This window comes from Ruegeria sp. 6PALISEP08 (genome assembly GCF_001238295.1).
Taxonomy (GTDB): Bacteria; Pseudomonadota; Alphaproteobacteria; order Rhodobacterales; family Rhodobacteraceae; genus Ruegeria.
In genome coordinates, this window is record NZ_LGXZ01000001.1 from 371,341 (window position 1) to 388,405 (window position 17,065).

Annotated in this window: 14 protein-coding genes; 11 read left to right on the top strand and 3 right to left on the bottom strand. The window is 57.3% G+C overall.

Going from position 1 to position 17,065, the window contains the following annotated elements:
- Position 1: 1 nt before the first annotated feature.
- Positions 2–622 (bottom strand): thiamine phosphate synthase, encoded by a 621-nt coding sequence (locus tag ALB80_RS01895; protein WP_050602569.1) that lies wholly within the window; start codon positions 620–622, stop codon positions 2–4.
- A 163-nt stretch (positions 623–785) separates the two neighbouring features.
- Between ALB80_RS01895 and ALB80_RS01900 the strand changes: the two genes are divergently transcribed.
- From ALB80_RS01900 to ALB80_RS01920, 5 genes are all read left to right on the top strand, one after another.
- The gene (locus ALB80_RS01900; RefSeq protein ID WP_050602314.1) at positions 786–1,529 is read left to right on the top strand and encodes an RNA methyltransferase; all 744 of its coding nucleotides are present in this window, start codon (positions 786–788) and stop codon (positions 1,527–1,529) included.
- A 59-nt stretch (positions 1,530–1,588) separates the two neighbouring features.
- Positions 1,589–2,734, top strand: coding sequence for a heme A synthase (gene ctaA, locus ALB80_RS01905; RefSeq protein ID WP_050602315.1), 1,146 nt, complete (start codon positions 1,589–1,591; stop codon positions 2,732–2,734).
- A 4-nt stretch (positions 2,735–2,738) separates the two neighbouring features.
- Positions 2,739–4,208: a carboxypeptidase M32 gene (locus tag ALB80_RS01910; protein ID WP_050602316.1), complete on the top strand. Its 1,470-nt coding sequence runs from the start codon at positions 2,739–2,741 to the stop codon at positions 4,206–4,208.
- A 29-nt stretch (positions 4,209–4,237) separates the two neighbouring features.
- Positions 4,238–5,104 (top strand): PHB depolymerase family esterase, encoded by an 867-nt coding sequence (locus tag ALB80_RS01915; RefSeq protein WP_172677848.1) that lies wholly within the window; start codon positions 4,238–4,240, stop codon positions 5,102–5,104.
- A 504-nt stretch (positions 5,105–5,608) separates the two neighbouring features.
- Positions 5,609–6,304, top strand: coding sequence for a THxN family PEP-CTERM protein (locus tag ALB80_RS01920; protein ID WP_050602318.1), 696 nt, complete (start codon positions 5,609–5,611; stop codon positions 6,302–6,304).
- A 104-nt stretch (positions 6,305–6,408) separates the two neighbouring features.
- On the opposite strand, the gene gyrA is transcribed toward ALB80_RS01920, so the two are convergent.
- Entirely contained in the window at positions 6,409–9,132 is a 2,724-nt protein-coding gene (gene gyrA, locus ALB80_RS01925; RefSeq protein ID WP_050602319.1) for a DNA gyrase subunit A, read from the bottom strand.
- 193 nt (positions 9,133–9,325) lie between these two features.
- On the opposite strand from gyrA, the gene ALB80_RS01930 reads away from it, so the two are divergent.
- The gene (locus tag ALB80_RS01930) at positions 9,326–9,595 is read left to right on the top strand and encodes an usg protein (protein ID WP_050602320.1); all 270 of its coding nucleotides are present in this window, start codon (positions 9,326–9,328) and stop codon (positions 9,593–9,595) included.
- Positions 9,596–9,696: 101 nt separating this feature from the next.
- Positions 9,697–10,392 carry a hypothetical protein gene (locus ALB80_RS01935; RefSeq protein WP_050602321.1) on the top strand — a complete coding sequence of 232 codons (696 nt, stop codon included), beginning with the start codon at positions 9,697–9,699 and terminating at the stop codon, positions 10,390–10,392.
- Here ALB80_RS01935 and ALB80_RS01940 read toward each other — a convergent pair whose 3' ends face one another.
- Positions 10,393–11,346: a radical SAM protein gene (locus tag ALB80_RS01940; RefSeq protein ID WP_050602570.1), complete on the bottom strand. Its 954-nt coding sequence runs from the start codon at positions 11,344–11,346 to the stop codon at positions 10,393–10,395.
- A 163-nt stretch (positions 11,347–11,509) separates the two neighbouring features.
- Here ALB80_RS01940 and zwf point away from each other — a divergent pair, with 163 nt between their 5' ends.
- The 4 genes from zwf (at position 11,510) to ALB80_RS01960 (ending at position 17,047) form a co-directional block, all read left to right on the top strand.
- Positions 11,510–12,964 (top strand): glucose-6-phosphate dehydrogenase, encoded by a 1,455-nt coding sequence (zwf, locus tag ALB80_RS01945; RefSeq protein ID WP_050602322.1) that lies wholly within the window; start codon positions 11,510–11,512, stop codon positions 12,962–12,964.
- Entirely contained in the window at positions 12,961–13,632 is a 672-nt protein-coding gene (gene pgl / locus ALB80_RS01950; RefSeq protein ID WP_050602323.1) for a 6-phosphogluconolactonase, read from the top strand. The genes zwf and pgl overlap by 4 nt, the downstream gene beginning before the upstream one ends.
- A 4-nt stretch (positions 13,633–13,636) precedes the next feature.
- Positions 13,637–15,241, top strand: a complete 1,605-nt coding sequence (pgi, locus tag ALB80_RS01955; protein WP_050602324.1) for a glucose-6-phosphate isomerase — start codon at positions 13,637–13,639, stop codon at positions 15,239–15,241.
- 186 nt (positions 15,242–15,427) lie between these two features.
- Positions 15,428–17,047 (top strand): long-chain-fatty-acid--CoA ligase, encoded by a 1,620-nt coding sequence (locus ALB80_RS01960; protein WP_050602325.1) that lies wholly within the window; start codon positions 15,428–15,430, stop codon positions 17,045–17,047.
- Positions 17,048–17,065 lie beyond the last annotated feature (18 nt).

Consider the following 17,065-nt stretch of genomic DNA (forward strand, 5'->3'; position numbering starts at 1 on the left):
GTTAAGGCATCGCCGCCAGCAGCGTGTTCAACGTGCCCAGTGGATCGTCGCTGCCCCAGATTTCGTCACCAATGCCGAAGAAATCAGTGCAGGGCGCCAGATCGCGGATCAACTCGGGTGTCAAACTACCTTCGGCCACGACAGGAACCTCGATCACCTCTGACCACCACTGGAACAGATCCTTTTCGGCGTGGGTTCCGTCCCCCAGCGTAGCGGTACCTACCGGGCCGAAAGCTACGTAGTCCGCGCCGCTTTCGCCCGCAGTCATTCCGTCATGGATGGACGCGTCACAGAAACTGCCGACGATCGCATCCGCGCCCAATTCCTTGCGTGCGAAGCGGACCGAGCGTGAACCGTCGTCCAGATGCACTCCGTCCAGACCCAGACGTTGTGCCAGCAGCACATGATTTGAAATCACAATGGCCACATCGCGCGCATGGGCCACTTCGCGGCAGGAATCTGCTGCACGGGCAATGGTGTCTTCGTCGCTGCCAGCCAGTGCCAGGCGGATGCAGGCAACCTCGGCCCCATCAAGCACACTCGCCAGCTTGTTCGTGAACGTGCTCAGCTCGATGGTCGGGGGCGTAATCAGGTAAATCTGCGGCTGCTCGGGGGTATCCATGGTCGCGTCCTTCGGCTTTTGGTCTTTGGCGCGGTTTAGCGGATTGCGGCGGGGAAGCAAACTTTTATGCCTGCTGAGCGGGTATTTAGAAACAGAAGAAGAGGATCGGGTTGCCCTGATAACGCTGTCGGATTAGAGCGGGCGGAACTTTTCGGAGACAGCCATGCCCAGCGATACATCTCAGCCCTCCTTCGTGCTCGTGCGCCCGCAGATGGGTGAAAACATCGGCGCCGCCGCGCGCGCGATGTGGAATTTCGGTCTGGACCGAATGCGGATCGTAGCCCCGCGTGATGGTTGGCCGAACCCCAAGGCTGTGGCCATGTCCAGCGGTGCAGGGCGGTTGTTGGACGAGGCGCAGCTGTTTGACGATCTCGCTGGTTCGCTGGCCGACAGCACTTTTGTCTTCGCAACCACGGCCCGACAGAGGGGGCTGACCAAACCCGTCTACAGCCCTGAGCAAGCAATGAAGATTGCCGCAGAAAAGATCGCAGCAGGCGAGAAGGTCGCCGTGCTGTTCGGCCCGGAACGTGCCGGTCTTGAGAATGAGGATATCGCCAAGGCGAACGCAATCATCTCGGTCCCGGTGAACCCGGAATACGCGTCGCTAAACCTGGGTCAATGCGTGTTACTGACCGCATATGAGTGGATGCGCCAGACCGGAGACGTGGTGCATGAGACCACCGATCTGGGGAAGGGCGATTGGGCCACAGGGATCGAAGTTGAAAAGCTGGTCGAGCATTACGAGGACCGACTGGAAGAGGCCGGGTTCTTCTATCCCCCCGAAAAGGCGGAAGGAATGAAGGTGAACCTGCGCAACCTGTGGTCGCGGATGCGGATGACGCGGGCCGATGTGCAGATGCTGCACGGGATCATGCGGCAGATGGTCCGCTGGAAAGACAAAAGCTGAGGCTGGACCTATCTTCCGTCAAGCCCTAGCTTGCGACGAAATCAGGACATGAGGACAGCATGAGCGGTAAGCGCAGCATCTTCGAAGAGGTCTCGGAAACCGAAAAACAACAGGCGGTTCAGCCCGGTATGATCGACCGGGGGCGGGGCGGGGCGCGCAAGGCGATCCGTGTTTGGCTGATGATCCTGTTCGCTCTGGTTGTGGTGATGATTGCCGTCGGTGGGTTGACCAGGCTGACTGACAGCGGTCTCTCGATCACCGAATGGCGCCCGGTCACCGGTGCCATCCCGCCGATGACTGAAGCGGATTGGCAGGCCGAGTTCGACAAGTACAAGCAGATCGACCAGTGGCGTATCCAGAACCAGTGGATGGAGCTGAGTGACTTTAAAACCATCTACTGGTGGGAATGGGGCCATCGTCAACTGGGCCGCGTGATCGGTCTTGTCTGGGCAATTGGCTTCTTCGGTTTCTTTGTGGCGCGCAAGATTCCGACGGGCTGGACTGTTAAACTGTTGATTCCGGGCCTTCTGGGCGGTGTACAGGGCGCGGTCGGTTGGTGGATGGTCGCCTCGGGCGTGACACAGGGCGAGGGCATGACCGCGGTCGCCAGCTATCGTCTGGCCACGCATCTGGGTCTGGCCTTCGTGATCCTGGGCTTTTTGGCCTGGTATATCTTTGAACTTGGTCGCGAAGAGCGCGACCTGATGCAGGCCCGTCGTGCCAAAGAGGCAAAACTGTTCTCGCTGTCTACCGGCCTGATGCATTTCGCCTTTTTACAAATACTCATTGGCGCATTGGTCGCAGGAATTGACGCCGGGCGGTCTTACACCGATTGGCCCTTGATCGGCGGGCAGGTGTTGCCACCGGATGCGACCGCGTTGGAACCGATGTGGCGGAACTTCTTTGAAAGCCCGGGGTTGGTACAGTTCATTCACCGCTGTGCGGGGTATCTGCTGTTCATCTTTGCCTTCATTGTCTGGCGTCGTGGCGGATCCAGCGCTCATCCGCTGACACGCTTTGCCTTCAATGCCGCCTTTGCCGGGCTGGCGTTTCAGGTTGTCGTCGGCATCGTGACCGTGGTCTACGGTGCACCCTGGCAGATCGCGATTTTCCACCAATTCATGGCCGTAGTCGTCTGGACCCTGATCCTGCGCGCTCGGTTTCTGACCGCTTATCCCATCGCAACATCCCTGCGCGGAGTATGAACCAATGACCGCATTCAATGAGCTTATGGCCTTTCAGCGTGAAACTTCGGCTTTGGGCCAGATTGCCGGGAGGCTCGGCTGGGATCAGGAAACCGTCATGCCGCGTGGGGCTGCCCCGCAACGCGCCGAAGAAATGGCTGCCATCGAGGCGGTGCTGCACGCGCGCCGATCCGATCCGCGTGTGGCGGAATGGCTAGAGCAAGCCGCGCCGCAGGACGAAGTGGGCAAGGCGCAGATGCGTGAAATCCGCCGCGCCTATGAGCGTGCGGTGAAAGTGCCCGCCGATCTGGCAACCGCGATCGCCCGTGTTACATCCGCCGCGCAGGGAACCTGGGCGCAGGCGCGGGCGGATGAGGACGTCTCGGCCTTTCTGCCGGTGCTTGAAGAGGTCGTGTCACTCAAACGGCAAGAGGGCGAAGCGCTGGCGCAGGGCGGTGACATTTATGACGCCATGGTCGAGGACTATGAGCCCTATACAACCGGCGCGCAGATCGCGGCCATTTTTGATGAGATGCGCCCACGTCTGGTGGCCTTGCGCGCCGCGGTACTGGACCGCCCGGAACCGACGGCCCTGAGTGGCAGCTTTGATGAGCCGGCTCAGATGCGCTTATCGCAAAAGCTGGCGACGACCTTTGGGTATGATCTGAACAACGGCCGTGTGGACAAGGCGGTGCATCCGTTCAGTTCGGGCAGCGGGCTGGATGTACGCATCACCACGCGAACCAGTGAAACGGACCCGTTCAACTGCTTCTATTCCACGATACACGAAGTCGGCCACGCCGCCTATGAACAAGGTATCGACAAAGCCTATTTGCTGACCCCGCTGGGGAGCGGCGTGTCGATGGGCGTACATGAAAGCCAAAGCCGGATCTATGAAAACCAACTGGGCCGTTCGCGCGCCTTTACCGGTTGGCTGTTTGGACAGATGACAGAGACTTTTGGCGATTTTGGTATTGCCGACGCTGATGCATTTTACGCCACGGTCAACCGGGTTCATAACGGCTATATCCGCACCGAGGCGGATGAGGTGCAATACAACCTGCACATCATGTTGCGCTTTGATCTGGAACGCGCGCTGATGGCCGGAGACCTGCAGGTCAGCGAGCTTGAAGCCGCGTGGAACGACCGCTTCAAGGCTGACTTCGGCTATGCGGTCGACAAACCTTCGAACGGCTGTTTGCAGGACGTGCATTGGTCGGTTGGGTTGTTCGGATATTTCCCGACTTATTCACTGGGCAACGTGTATGCCGGATGCCTGTATCAGGCCCTGCGTGCAGCGGTGCCGGGGCTGGATGCCCAACTTGCCGACGGCGATACTTCGGGTGCAACAGGCTGGTTGCGGGACCAAGTTCAACAACATGGCGGGCTTTACGCACCACGCGACATCATCGCGCGTGCCAGCGGCGTAGAGCCGGGGCCGGAGCCATTGCTTGCATATTTGGAAGAGAAGTTCGGGACGTTGTACGGGGTGTGAGATTGAACCGACGGCGGTGGGTGCTGAGATTGGCCACAAGCGCAATCGCCTTGGCGGCCATTTTGTTGCTCTTACCCGATGCTGGTCTGAACAGCCGGGTCAGGGCGTTGTCTCAGTCATTCGAATGCGGTGGCATTGGTGCCGAATGCGAAGTTCTGGGGCGCAAATACAGCGCCCTTATCCCAAAAGGACAGGGTCCGTTTCCTGCCGTTCTGTTTTTTCACGGATCAAGTGGCTCGGGTCAGGCAGTCACCCAGAGCACCTATCTGGTGCAACCCATTCTCGAACGCGGATACGCGATTGTTGCCCCAACCGCTTTGGAGATTTCCTACAGAAATGGACCAGGTACAGGGTGGGTCTGGGACACATCTCACTCAGAATGGAATGACTACTCATTCAGCGCTAAAGTTGCAGAAGACGCGGTTACACGTTTTCCAATTGATCCAGACCGCATCCTTGTTGCAGGTCATTCCAGAGGCGGCACGTTTGCGTGGTATCTGGCGTGCTCGAATCTGAATCTGAACGCCTTTGCACCAATCGGCGGCACACCGGTTCGTAACCAAGCCGGACCCTGCGCAGAGACACGATTTGATTCTAATGTGCTTTATACGCACGGCTACACAGACACGGTAATTCCTTTTGCAGGGTCAGGCCCAGAGCCGGGTTGGCCCGGATATCTGGGCGCCGTCGAAGTTATCGACGGCGTTGCAGGCCACTCTGGTTGTATCTCAGTAGATTTTGTCGAGCATGTCGGTTTCGACCAGCGAACTTGGAGCGGATGCGACAGGGACGTCTCATTGTCGGTCATCGGATTTGAAGGTGGGCATGGAATCCCGCAAGGCTGGGTCGATGTTGTCCTTGCGTGGTTTGAAAACCTGCCTTCAGTCGGCAATTGAACTCCCCGGCGTTTGGTGCCGGCCCTGAACCCAGTTCTTATTTGAGTTGAGATAGGTTTGTCTTCAGGTTTCGCCTCAGAGTTTTCGCTAAGATGCACTCGTCGACACCGATCCTTGATTTTTGGATCTGGTGAGGACCGATCTGCTTCTAACGCGCGCGGGATCGCCTTGAAGTTGCAGTAGCGCCGGAGTGACCGGGCACCTGAGAAGCGCGACATTCCTTTCGCTCAAAACAGAAGTCACAAAACTCTGGAGGCGTTTTCGTCGCTCATGCAGAAGAGGCGCGTAAAGCGGTTTTCGGAAAAAGAACTGTTTCCGAAAATACTTCAATGCATCTACAAATGGGGACTGTTGAAAAAATGGGACATTTTAGACCGAAAAAGTCATGAATTAGGTTGAAAAGCGGCCAAAATGTGGCGATAGACTCAAGTGGGTGTATAGTCACTGAAGCACCCGTAAAAGATGTGCTTTTTGTTAGTGTTTGAATGGTGAAGGGTTGGGTACATGACACTGAAACGAAACGTGGCTGCGATTGCAGTAGCAGGGATACTGGTCGGGAGTGCCGCGTCGGCGTTGACAGTATCAGCTATTTCCCCGTCGTGGCAGAACGTAAACCCTACAAACGGCGTTACGGAAAGCAGTTCTGGTTCGACGATCTCACTGCGTTGGGGCGGTGGCAACAACCCAAGTGGCTATGATTTCACTCCATCAGGGACACCGATTCTGAACTTGTCGCCAAACTCGGCATTCGAACTTGGGCAGTTCACGCATCTTAACTTTCCGATCCCAGGGGAAACTCTGAGTTCTGTCGATCTTGTCGTTGATATACAGATCGGCGGCGGACCTCTGGTGTCATCAACCTTTGCGCTGACACATAATGAGACTTTGAACCGCCCGCAAAACTGTCCTCAGGATCCTACGCCCTGCGACGATATTGTGACCATTGCCAACACGCTTGGATCTCAGAACTTCACCTTGGGTGGACAAAACTATGTGTTCTCGGTGCTTGGGTTTTCACAGGATGGAGGTGGCACCATATCCAGTGGCTTCAAGACGGTTGAAGAGTTGCAAAACTATGCAACGCTTTATGGCGAGTACACGGTTGCGCCTGTCCCGTTGCCTGCTGCCGGTTGGTTGCTGCTTGGCGGCATCGGCGGGCTGTTTGCATTTGGCCGCCGTCAAAAGAGCAAGACGGCTTAAGCAAGGTAACTCTTCCGCGCCTATCAATGCATTGAAAAACCTTCACAAAGAAAAACCCGAGGTCAGCGAACCTCGGGTTTTTCCTTTTCCACGGTTCAAACCGGTTACTCTTCGGTCTCGTCCTCGCCTTGATCAGCGATCCAGGCGACGCTAACAACCACTTCCCCTTTGCCGGTGTTGAAGACACGCACACCGCCCGCGCTGCGGGACCGGAATGAAATCCCCTCGACGGGTACTCGGATAGACTGACCTTTCGACGTGGCCAGCATGATCTGGTCGTCGATCTCAACCGGGAAGGATGCCACAAGCTCACCGCCGCGCATTGCCCTGTCCATGGCTGCCACGCCCATACCGCCGCGTCCACGGACGGGGTAGTCGTGGCTGGAGCTCAGCTTGCCCGCGCCACCGGTGGTGATGGTCAGGATCAGGTTCTCGGCTGCCGACATCTCGGCATAGCGTTCCTGCGTGATGACGCCCGGGACCGCTTCATCTTCATCGGTCTCGCCATCATCCGCGATGCCCGCCACGGCGCGGCGCATTTTGAGGTAGGCGGCACGCTCATCCGGGTCAGCCTCGAAATGGCGGATCACGGACATTGACACGACGTGGTCGCCATTGGTCAGTTTGATGCCGCGTACACCAGTAGATTCGCGCGAGTTGAAGACGCGTACATCGGTGGTGCGGAAGCGAATAGCGCGGCCCGCGTTGGTGACCAGCATCACGTCTTCATCTTCTGAACAGATGCGCGCATTCACCAGTTCCACGCCTTCGGGCAGTTTCATGGCGATCTTGCCGTTGCGACGGACATTGGTGAAGTCCGACAGACGGTTGCGACGCACGTCGCCCGCGCTGGTGGCAAAGACGATTTGCAGGTTTTCCCATTCTTCATCCGGCACATCGACGGGCATAATCGCCGCGATGGAAACACCGGTTGGGATTGGCAGGATGTTGACGATTGCCTTGCCCTTGCCGGTACGGCTGGACTGCGGCAAGCGCCAGGTCTTGAGCTTGTAGACCATGCCTTCGGTGGTGAAGAACAGCAGTTGCGTGTGCGTGTTCGCCACGAAGAGGTTGGTAACAACATCCTCTTCCTTGGTCTGCATCCCCGAAAGACCCTTGCCACCGCGCTTTTGCGCGCGGAAGTCGGCCAGCGGGGTCCGCTTGATGTAACCGCCCGAGGTGACGGTCACGACCATGTCTTCACGTTCGATCAGGTCCTCGTCTTCCATGTCGCCGGACCAGTCGACGATTTCGGTGCGACGCGGGACGGCGAATTGCTCGCGGACGCTGCGCAGCTCATCAGCAATGATGCTCATTATGCGTTCGCGCGAGGACAGAATATCAAGGTATTCCTTGATCTTACCAGCCAGTTCTTCCAGCTCGTCGGTGACTTCTTTGACGCCAATTTGGGTCAGACGTTGCAGTCGAAGATCAAGGATCGCGCGGGCCTGAACCTCGGTCAGGTTATAGGTGCCGTCGTCGTTCATCTTGGACAGAGGATCGTCGATCAGGCGCAGATAGCTTTCGATCTCGGATGCGGGCCAGCGGCGGGTCATCAGCTTTTCGCGCGCTTCAGCCGCATCTGCCGACGAACGGATCGTCGCGACCACTTCATCGACGTTGGATACCGCCACGGCCAGACCGCACAGAACGTGGCTGCGTTCGCGGGCCTTGCGCAGGTCGTATGCGGTACGTCGCGCGACAACATCCTCGCGGAAGTCAATAAACGAGGTCAGGAACCGGCGCAGTGTCAGCTGCTCGGGGCGACCCCCGTTCAGGGCCAGCATGTTGCAACCGAAAGACGTCTGCATCGGTGAGAAGCGGAACAGTTGGTTCAATACCACTTCAGGCGTCGCATCTCGTTTCAGTTCCACCACAACACGCACGCCGTTGCGGTCGGATTCATCCTGCACGTGGCTGACGCCTTCGATGCGTTTCTCGCGCACGGCTTCGGCGATCTTTTCGATCATCGCGGCCTTGTTCACCTGATAGGGAATCTCATCAACCACAATGGCGTAACGGTCTTTACGGATCTCTTCGACGCGGGTCTTGGATCGGATGATGACGCTGCCGCGCCCCTCAAGATACGCTTTGCGCGCGCCCGAGCGGCCCAACATAACGGCGCCGGTCGGGAAATCGGGACCGGGGACATATTCGATCAGTTGTTCTGACGTCAGGTCCGGGTCGTCGATCAATGCCAGCGTGGCATCGACAACTTCGCCCAGATTGTGCGGCGGGATGTTGGTCGCCATACCCACGGCGATACCACCGGCACCGTTGACGAGCATGTTTGGGAAACGGGCGGGCAGGACGGTCGGTTCCCGGTCCTTGCCATCGTAGTTGTCCTGAAAATCGACTGTTTCTTTTTCGATGTCAGCCAGCAGGGCGCTTGCGGGCTTGTCCATCCGCACTTCGGTGTAACGCATGGCCGCCGGGTTATCGCCATCCATCGAACCAAAGTTGCCCTGACCGTCCAGCAGCGGCAGCGACATCGAGAAATCCTGCGCCATGCGCACCAGCGCGTCATAGATCGCGCTGTCGCCATGCGGGTGGTACTTACCCATCACGTCGCCCACCGGGCGGGCCGATTTGCGGTAAGATTTGTCGTGAGTATTTCCGGTTTCGTGCATCGCATACAGAATCCGCCGATGCACCGGCTTCAGACCGTCACGCAAATCCGGGATCGCACGGCTGACGATGACCGACATGGCGTAATCCAGGTAGGACGTACGCATTTCGGATTCGATGGAGACCGTCGGGCCGTCATACACCGGGCGCTCGGGCGGGGTTTCGTCCATGTTTTCAGGAATTTCTGGCGTATCGCTCACGTAAACTGCCCGTTTCTTGTGCTGGGTCTATATCTTGTGGATGCACCTTATCAGACCCAGCACATAAGGTGCAAGCAAGCAGCGCTTTTGGCACGAAAAACCACGGTAACGTGCCGGTAACATATTGTTATCCAAGTATTAGAAAGATTTCGTGGTACCCTGAGTAGACCTTGCAACAAGATTGGAGGTCTGCATGGCGCAAAGCGAAACGGAAATGATGCTTAAAGGCTATGGTCTAACAACGGCGGAATTCTTCTACCATATGCCCGACTATATCCACGTATTGAACACGTTCATCTGGCAGGAATACGACCTTGCGCCTGACCATCCCAAACTGTTCGAATTCATCGATTTCTGGCAGCGAGAGATCGAAGGGCCGCTGCATTCCGTCAAATTCACCCACCGCAAGATGATCGCCCCGGGTGAGTGGCGCAACATGGTGGGCGAGTTTCGCGTGAACTGAGCAAAGTGCGAAGTCTGTAAAGTATTCGAAAAGCGCGTTCTCAATTGCGACAAGTCGGGTAAGGTAGCATCCGATTGGTCAGTCTTACGCGGAAACATGTCATGCCAAGAGCCCTTTTCCTTACCGCAGCGCTTTGCCTGAGTGGCCCTGCTTTCGCCGAGGGCGTTCTCGACAAAGTAAAGAAAGGTGTCGAAAACACCGCAAATGCGATCGGTCGCGGTGCAGAAAGTGTCGGCGACACAATCGACAAAGGTGCCACAGCAGTCGATCAGACCATCGACTCGACCTCGGAGTTGCTGTCCAACGAGGCCACTCCTGAAGAAACGCGCGCCAAACTGGACGTGATGGCAGGCGACATCCTTGATCAGTTGCTTGCCGAAAACCCCGAAGCAAAATCCCTGTATGAAGTGGGCGCAGGCTACGCGGCCTTCGACTCGCGCAAGATTTCGGTTTTTCCGGTATCGGCGGGATATGGGCGCGGTGTGGCCATTTCAAAAGACACCGGGCAGCACACCTATATGAACATGGGCACAGGTGGCGTAGGCGCAGCCATTGGTATTGGTGGCTTTGAGACCAAGTTCGTGATCCTGTTCCAAACCCCGTCAGATTTAGAAAACTTCATAACCCATGGCTACGACGCAACGGCAGAAACCGGTGCCATGTATGGAGAAGACCAATCGGGCGAAACGGTGCGCTTTACCGATGGACGCTCTTTCTTTGTGCTCAGCAAAAAAGGTTGGCGCGTGTCGGCAGGTGCATCGGGCACCAAGTATTGGAAATCGCCCGAACTGAACTGATCAGCCAGAGCAGCTTGCACCGCCCAGAACGCAGAATTTGGCGCAATGGGGGTGGTTGAGGTGAACATCCGCCTCGGATTCAGCCAGGCTATGACCCATCTCAAATTCGGGTTCATAAGGCAGCAGGGTGCAGGCAAGGACAGTAGGGCGATCTGCGCCTTTGCGTTTCACCACCATGCGCGAACTGGCACACATCACCGCATTAGGGGACTTGTTCAGAATCCCCCAGCAGGCCGTGGTAATTTCCGGCACTTCCACGGTCTCGTCCATCTCAGGGAACAATACGGTCTGAGCTGGATTGTTCGGGTCGATGTCAAAGCCATGCCTAGAGAAGAACGCAGCATAGCCAGCGCGGCTTTCCGCATCCGTGTCCCCCCAGACGGACCTGCCTGCGATCGCCATATTGAAGCCGTGATCGCGCAACCACTTCATCCCGGTGACGGTTTTGTCGAAACTGCCCTTGCCGCGTTCCTCGTCATGCAGATTAGGGCGGTAATGATCGACAGAGATGCGCAGGGTCAGCTTGTCGTTGTACTTGCTTTGTAACTCCAACAACCCTTCGCGCATCTTGTGGCGCATCATCGGGGCCATCGCATTGGTCAGGATCAGGACCTCATACCCACGCTCCAACGCGGCGCGAGTCATCTCGATCATTTCGGGGTTCATAAAGGGTTCGCCGCCGGTAAATCCGATCTCTCGCACGGGCCAGTTGCGCTGCTCGATCTGATCCAGATAATCGCAGACTTCATCTGCGGTCAGATAGACCAAAGCATCATTGGTAGGACTGCTTGCGATATAGCAGTTCACGCATTCGATGTTGCACAGCGTACCCGTATTGAACCACAGCGTGTCTGGCTGTGTCAGTGAAACTGTTGCGCGGGTCTGCCCGTCCGCCGTCACCAGTTTGTCTTGAAACTTGCCAATATTGGCGAGTTGAGGGGCGTTGTCTTTCATTACCGCATCCGGTTTTTTGAAGTCGTCGAATTGAACTAGCGTGTTGTTGGAGATTTGGTAAGGGTGACGCAGCGGTTCTGACAGAGTTTTGATGAGCTTTGAGTTTTCAGTTTTGATTGCGCTAACATTGGACATGCCCGAGGGGGCGGGGTAAGGACAGCTTATGGTTTCACGCGTCATCCCTGTTGATCCTTTTGATCTGATCATTTTCGGTGGCACCGGTGATCTGGCGCAGCGCAAGATCCTGCCTGCGCTGTTTCGTCGGTTCTGCGCCGGGCAATGGCATGAGGATGCGCAGATAATCGCAGCCGCCCGGGCGAACCATACTGCGGAAGAGTTTCGTGAGATGGTGGCCGAATCTTTGCGCCAGCACGCACCGAGGCGAGCGCAGGACAGCCGGGCTCTGACCCGGTTTTTACTGCGGGTTGACTATGTGCCGCTAGATGCAATGACAGCAGAAGGCTGGGATGTTCTTAGCGAAAAGCTGTCGCCCAACCGTGTTAGGGCGTTCTACTTCTCGGTCGGGCCAAGTTTGTTCGGCCCGTTGGCCGAACGGGTGAGGGCGCATGATCTGGCAACGGACGACACCCGTGTCGTGGTGGAAAAACCGTTCGGGCATGATCTGGACAGTGCACGGGCGCTGAATGCCACACTGGCCGCGCACTTCGACGAAAGCCAGATTTACCGGATCGACCATTATCTGGGCAAGGAAACCGTGCAGAATCTTATGGCCGTGCGGTTTGGCAACATGCTGTTCGAGCCCCTGTGGAACAGCCAATATGTCGACCACATTCAAATAACGGTTGCAGAAACCGTGGGGATTTCGGGGCGAGAAGAGTATTATGAGCGCGCAGGCGCCATGCGGGACATGGTTCAGAATCACCTGATGCAATTGCTCTGTCTGATCGCGATGGAACCTCCGGCCAAATTTGATCCCGACGCAGTGCGCGACGAGAAACTCAAGGTGATCCGAGCTCTTGACCCGGTTGAGCCCCATCATATTGTGAGGGGCCAGTTCGCGGCAGGGCCAGAAGGAGCTGGCTATCGGGATTGCGTTGGCAATCCACGTTCGACAACCGAAAGCTATGTCGCGTTGAAGGCCCATATCAGCAACTGGCGGTGGGCTGGAACGCCATTCTATCTGCGCACGGGCAAGCGTTTGGTGGCGCGGTCTTCCGTGATCAATGTGATGTTCAAGGACGCGCCGCATTCGATCTTCGGGGAAGAAGCTGGGCGGCACGCCAATGCGTTGTCGATCCGCTTGCAGCCCAACGAAGGGATCACGCTGAAGGTAACGATCAAAGAGCCGGGACCGGGCGGGATGCGTCTGGTCGATGTTCCCTTGGACATGAGCTTTGCCGAGGCCTTGGGGCCCGAAAATCAGGATCCGCCGGATGCCTATGAACGGTTGGTGATGGATGTGATCCGGGGCAATCAGACGTTGTTCATGCGTGGGGACGAGGTCGAGGCCGCCTGGGCCTGGACCGACCCGATCATCGCCGGGTGGCTTGCACGTGGCGACGTGCCCAAACCTTATGACAGCGGCAGCACAGGGCCGGGCGACGCCGAGCTGCTGATGAAACGAGACGGTCGCCGTTGGCAAGGAATCAAGCCATGAATATTCTGGAATACGCAGACCGTGAAATGCTTGCTATCGACGTGGCAAATGCCTTGGCGGGCGAGCTTGAAGCCACATTGCTGCATAACGACACCGTTGCGCTGGCGGTTCCTGGTGGGACAACGCCAGGGCCAGTGTTTGATAGCCTCTGCGCCGCTGACCTTGAGTGGGACCGTGTGCGTGTTCTGGCGACAGATGAACGGTGTGTACCTGTCGATCATGAGCGGTCGAACGAGCGTCTGATCCGTGAAAGGCTGCTGACCAACCGGGCCTCTGCCGCGCATTACATCCCGCTCTATGTACCCGGTGCGGAACCCGAGGCGGCGTTGCCGGAAATCGAATCCCTGATTGCGCCGGTGTTGCCGTTGTCGGTACTGGTTCTCGGGATGGGCGACGACATGCATACGGCATCGTTGTTTCCTGGGATGGAAGGGCTGGCCGAGGCGCTGGACAGCAACGCGCCTACACTTACCGTTGCGCGCACCGAGGTGCAGCCAGAGGCGCGCATTTCCCTGACCGCGCCGGTTTTGGACGGCGCTTTGTCGAAACACCTGATCATCCACGGTCAGGCAAAGCGCGACGCGTTGGAAAAAGCCATGTCGCTGCCACCGGAAGACGCGCCAATCGCCGCAGTGCTTAGCGGTATGACAGTCCATTGGTCGGAGTAAGCTTATGCAACTGGACGCTGTGAAGGCATTGGCGGGTACGAACCGCCGCATTCTGGATCTGTTTGAGGCGGACGCAAACAGGGCCGAGGCTTTTTCGGCTTCGACCGGAGATATGCTGTTTGATTATTCCAAGACGCAGATCGGCAAGAATACGCGTTCGGCGCTGATCCAACTGTGCGAAAATGCCAGTCTTGCGGCGCGGCGCGATGCGATGTTTGCCGGCGAAAAGATCAACGAAACCGAAGAACGCGCGGTGCTGCACACGGCCTTGCGCAACCTTGATGGCGGGCCGGTCGACGTGGACGGTTTGGACGTCATGCCCGAGGTTCTGGACACGTTGCAACGGATGCGGGTCTTTGCTGAAGAAGTCCGCGGCGGCGCGATTGCCGGGGCAGGGGGCAGCTTTACCGATGTGGTCAATATTGGCATCGGGGGATCGGATCTTGGCCCTGTCATGGCTACACATGCGTTGGCCCCGTATCATGATGGGCCGCGCCTGCACTATGTTTCGAACGTAGACGGCGCCCATATCGCTGACACTCTGCGTCAGTTGGACCCGACACGGACATTGGTGATTGTTGCCTCGAAAACCTTCACTACCATTGAGACAATGACCAATGCACGTACGGCGCGCGCTTGGATGTCCGAAGGTGGCGGCGATCCGTCCCGGCAGTTTGCCGCTGTATCGAGCGCGTTGGACAAGACGCAGGCGTTTGGCATTCCCGAGGCGCATGTGTTTGGTTTCGCTGATTGGGTCGGTGGGCGCTATTCGGTCTGGGGGCCGGTTGGCGTGCCGGTCATGATCGCTGTCGGCTCGAACGCGTTTGATGCCTTTCTGCGTGGCGGGCAGGCGATGGATCTGCATTTCCGCTCGGCGGATTGGGTGGACAACATGCCTGTCATGCTGGCCCTGGTTGGCATCTGGCATCGTCAGGTTCTGGGTCATACCAGCCGCGCCGTGCTGCCTTACGATCAGCGGCTGTTGCGGCTGCCTGCCTATTTCCAGCAGTTGGAAATGGAATCGAACGGCAAATCGGTGGCAATGGATGGTTCTTCTCTGACTGTTCCGTCAGGTCCTGTGGTCTGGGGCGAGCCGGGCACAAACGGTCAGCACGCTTTTTACCAACTGATTCATCAGGGCACGGACGTCATTCCTTGCGAATTCATGGTTGCGGCTGAAGGCCACGAACCCGAGCTGACCCATCATCACCGCCTGCTTTTGGCCAATTGTCTGGCACAATCCGAAGCCCTGATGCGCGGCCGGTCACTGGATGAAGCGCGTGACCGCATGGTGGCAAAGGGGCTGACCGGTGCTGAGCTGGAGCGTCAGGCCAGGCATCGGGTTTTCCCCGGCAATCGCCCGTCCACCACTCTAATCTATCCGAAACTCACACCGTTCGTACTGGGTCAGATCATTGCCCTCTATGAGCACCGGGTGTTTGTAGAAGGTGTTCTGTTGGACATCAATTCCTTCGATCAATGGGGGGTGGAACTGGGTAAGGAACTGGCCACTTCGCTTGGCCCCATTGTGGATGGTGCCGAGAGTGCCGACGACAAGGACGCATCCACCGCTGCATTGGTCGCCTATGCGTTGAAACACCGGGATTAACGCCCCAAAAACGCGGCCTGCCGCACTGGCGGGCTGCATTCTTTTATTGTCAGACAATTAAATGCTTGGCAGGGTTCCATCCTAGGAAACGACTGGATTGACGCAATGGGGCATACCCCTAGCTGTTAATGTCAGATGGATAAGGCAGGGGTCATTTAAGATCCGGCCAATGACGGGAGGATGTCCATGCTGGGACAGATGATGACGCAGCCCCTGCTGATTTCGTCACTGATTGATCATGCAGAAAGCTACCATGGCCAAACCGGGATAATCTCGGTCGAAACAGATGGCACGATTTCTGAGACCAACTGGTCCGAGATTGCGGTTAACGCCCGGCGTCTGGGATCAGCGCTGACCAAACTGGGGTTAGAGCCGCAGGACAGGGTCGGAACCCTGGCGTGGAACAACAGGCGGCACCTGGAGGTTTATTATGCGACCTCTGGCGCGGGCTTTGTTTGCCATACGGTCAATCCACGCCTGTTCCCCGAGCAGCTGACATATATCATCAACCACGCTCAGGATCGGGTGCTGTTCTTTGATGCAACTTTCATCCCTTTGGTTGCGGCGCTGCACGAAGCGCTTACCGAAGTTCGACATTTTGTCCTCATGGGCCCGCGCAATGAAGAGGCGGCGTCACAGATTCCCGGTCTGATGTTTTATGACGATTTGATCGAAACAGGAGATGCGGGGTTCGCATGGCCTGATCTGGATGAAAACACAGCTTCAAGCCTGTGTTATACCTCTGGCACGACGGGCAATCCGAAAGGCGTATTGTATTCCCACAGATCGACCCTGCTGCACAGCTTTGCATCGAACACGAAGGATGTGATCGGCTTTTCCGCGATGGATGTTGTGATGCCCGTCGTACCAATGTTCCACGTTAACGCCTGGGGGTCGCCCTATGCTTGCGCCATGTCGGGTTCGCGGCTGGTCTTGCCGGGGCCAAATTTGCACGGCGAGGCGCTGGTCAACCTGATCGACACATATGGTGTAACCCTAGCCATGGGTGTGCCGACCATTTGGCAAGGTCTGCTGGCCCATGCAGCCAAATGCGGGACTGAGTTGAAAAGCCTGGATCGAACAGTGATCGGGGGCTCGGCCTGTCCGCCTTCGATGATTGAAACCTTCCGCGAAGTCTATGGCGTCGACACGGTACACGCCTGGGGCATGAGCGAGATGAGCCCGCTGGGTACGGCAAACTACCCTCTGGCCAAACATCTTGAGCTGCCGCTGGAAGAACAGCACGCGATCCGCCTGAGCCAGGGCAGACCACCCTTTGGGGTCGAGCTGAAAATCGTCGATGATGATGGCAATGACCTGCCGCATGACGGCGAAGCTCAGGGCGATCTGATGGTCCGGGGGTATTGGGTTCTGGACAGCTATTTTATGTTGCAGGATCAGCAGCTTTTGCAGGATGGTTGGTTCGCTACGGGCGATGTCGCCACGTTGGATCCGGATGGCTATATGACTATCCGTGACCGATCCAAGGACATTATAAAATCCGGTGGTGAATGGATCAGTTCGGTCGAGCTTGAAAACATCGCTGTTGCACACCCCAAACTAGCAACCGCGGCTGTGGTAGGCGTACCGCACCCAAAATGGGACGAAAGACCCTTGCTGGTCGCGGTGAAGGCTGAAGGCGAAGACCCAAGCGAAGGCGAATTGCTGGGGTTCTTCGACGGCAAGATCGCCAAATGGCAGATTCCGGACAAAGTGGTCTTTGTCGATGCACTGCCACTGAATGCTACGGGTAAGGTGTTGAAACGAAATCTACGCGCAGATTTCGAAGATGCCCTGACGGGCTAACGTCGCGGTATGAAGGAA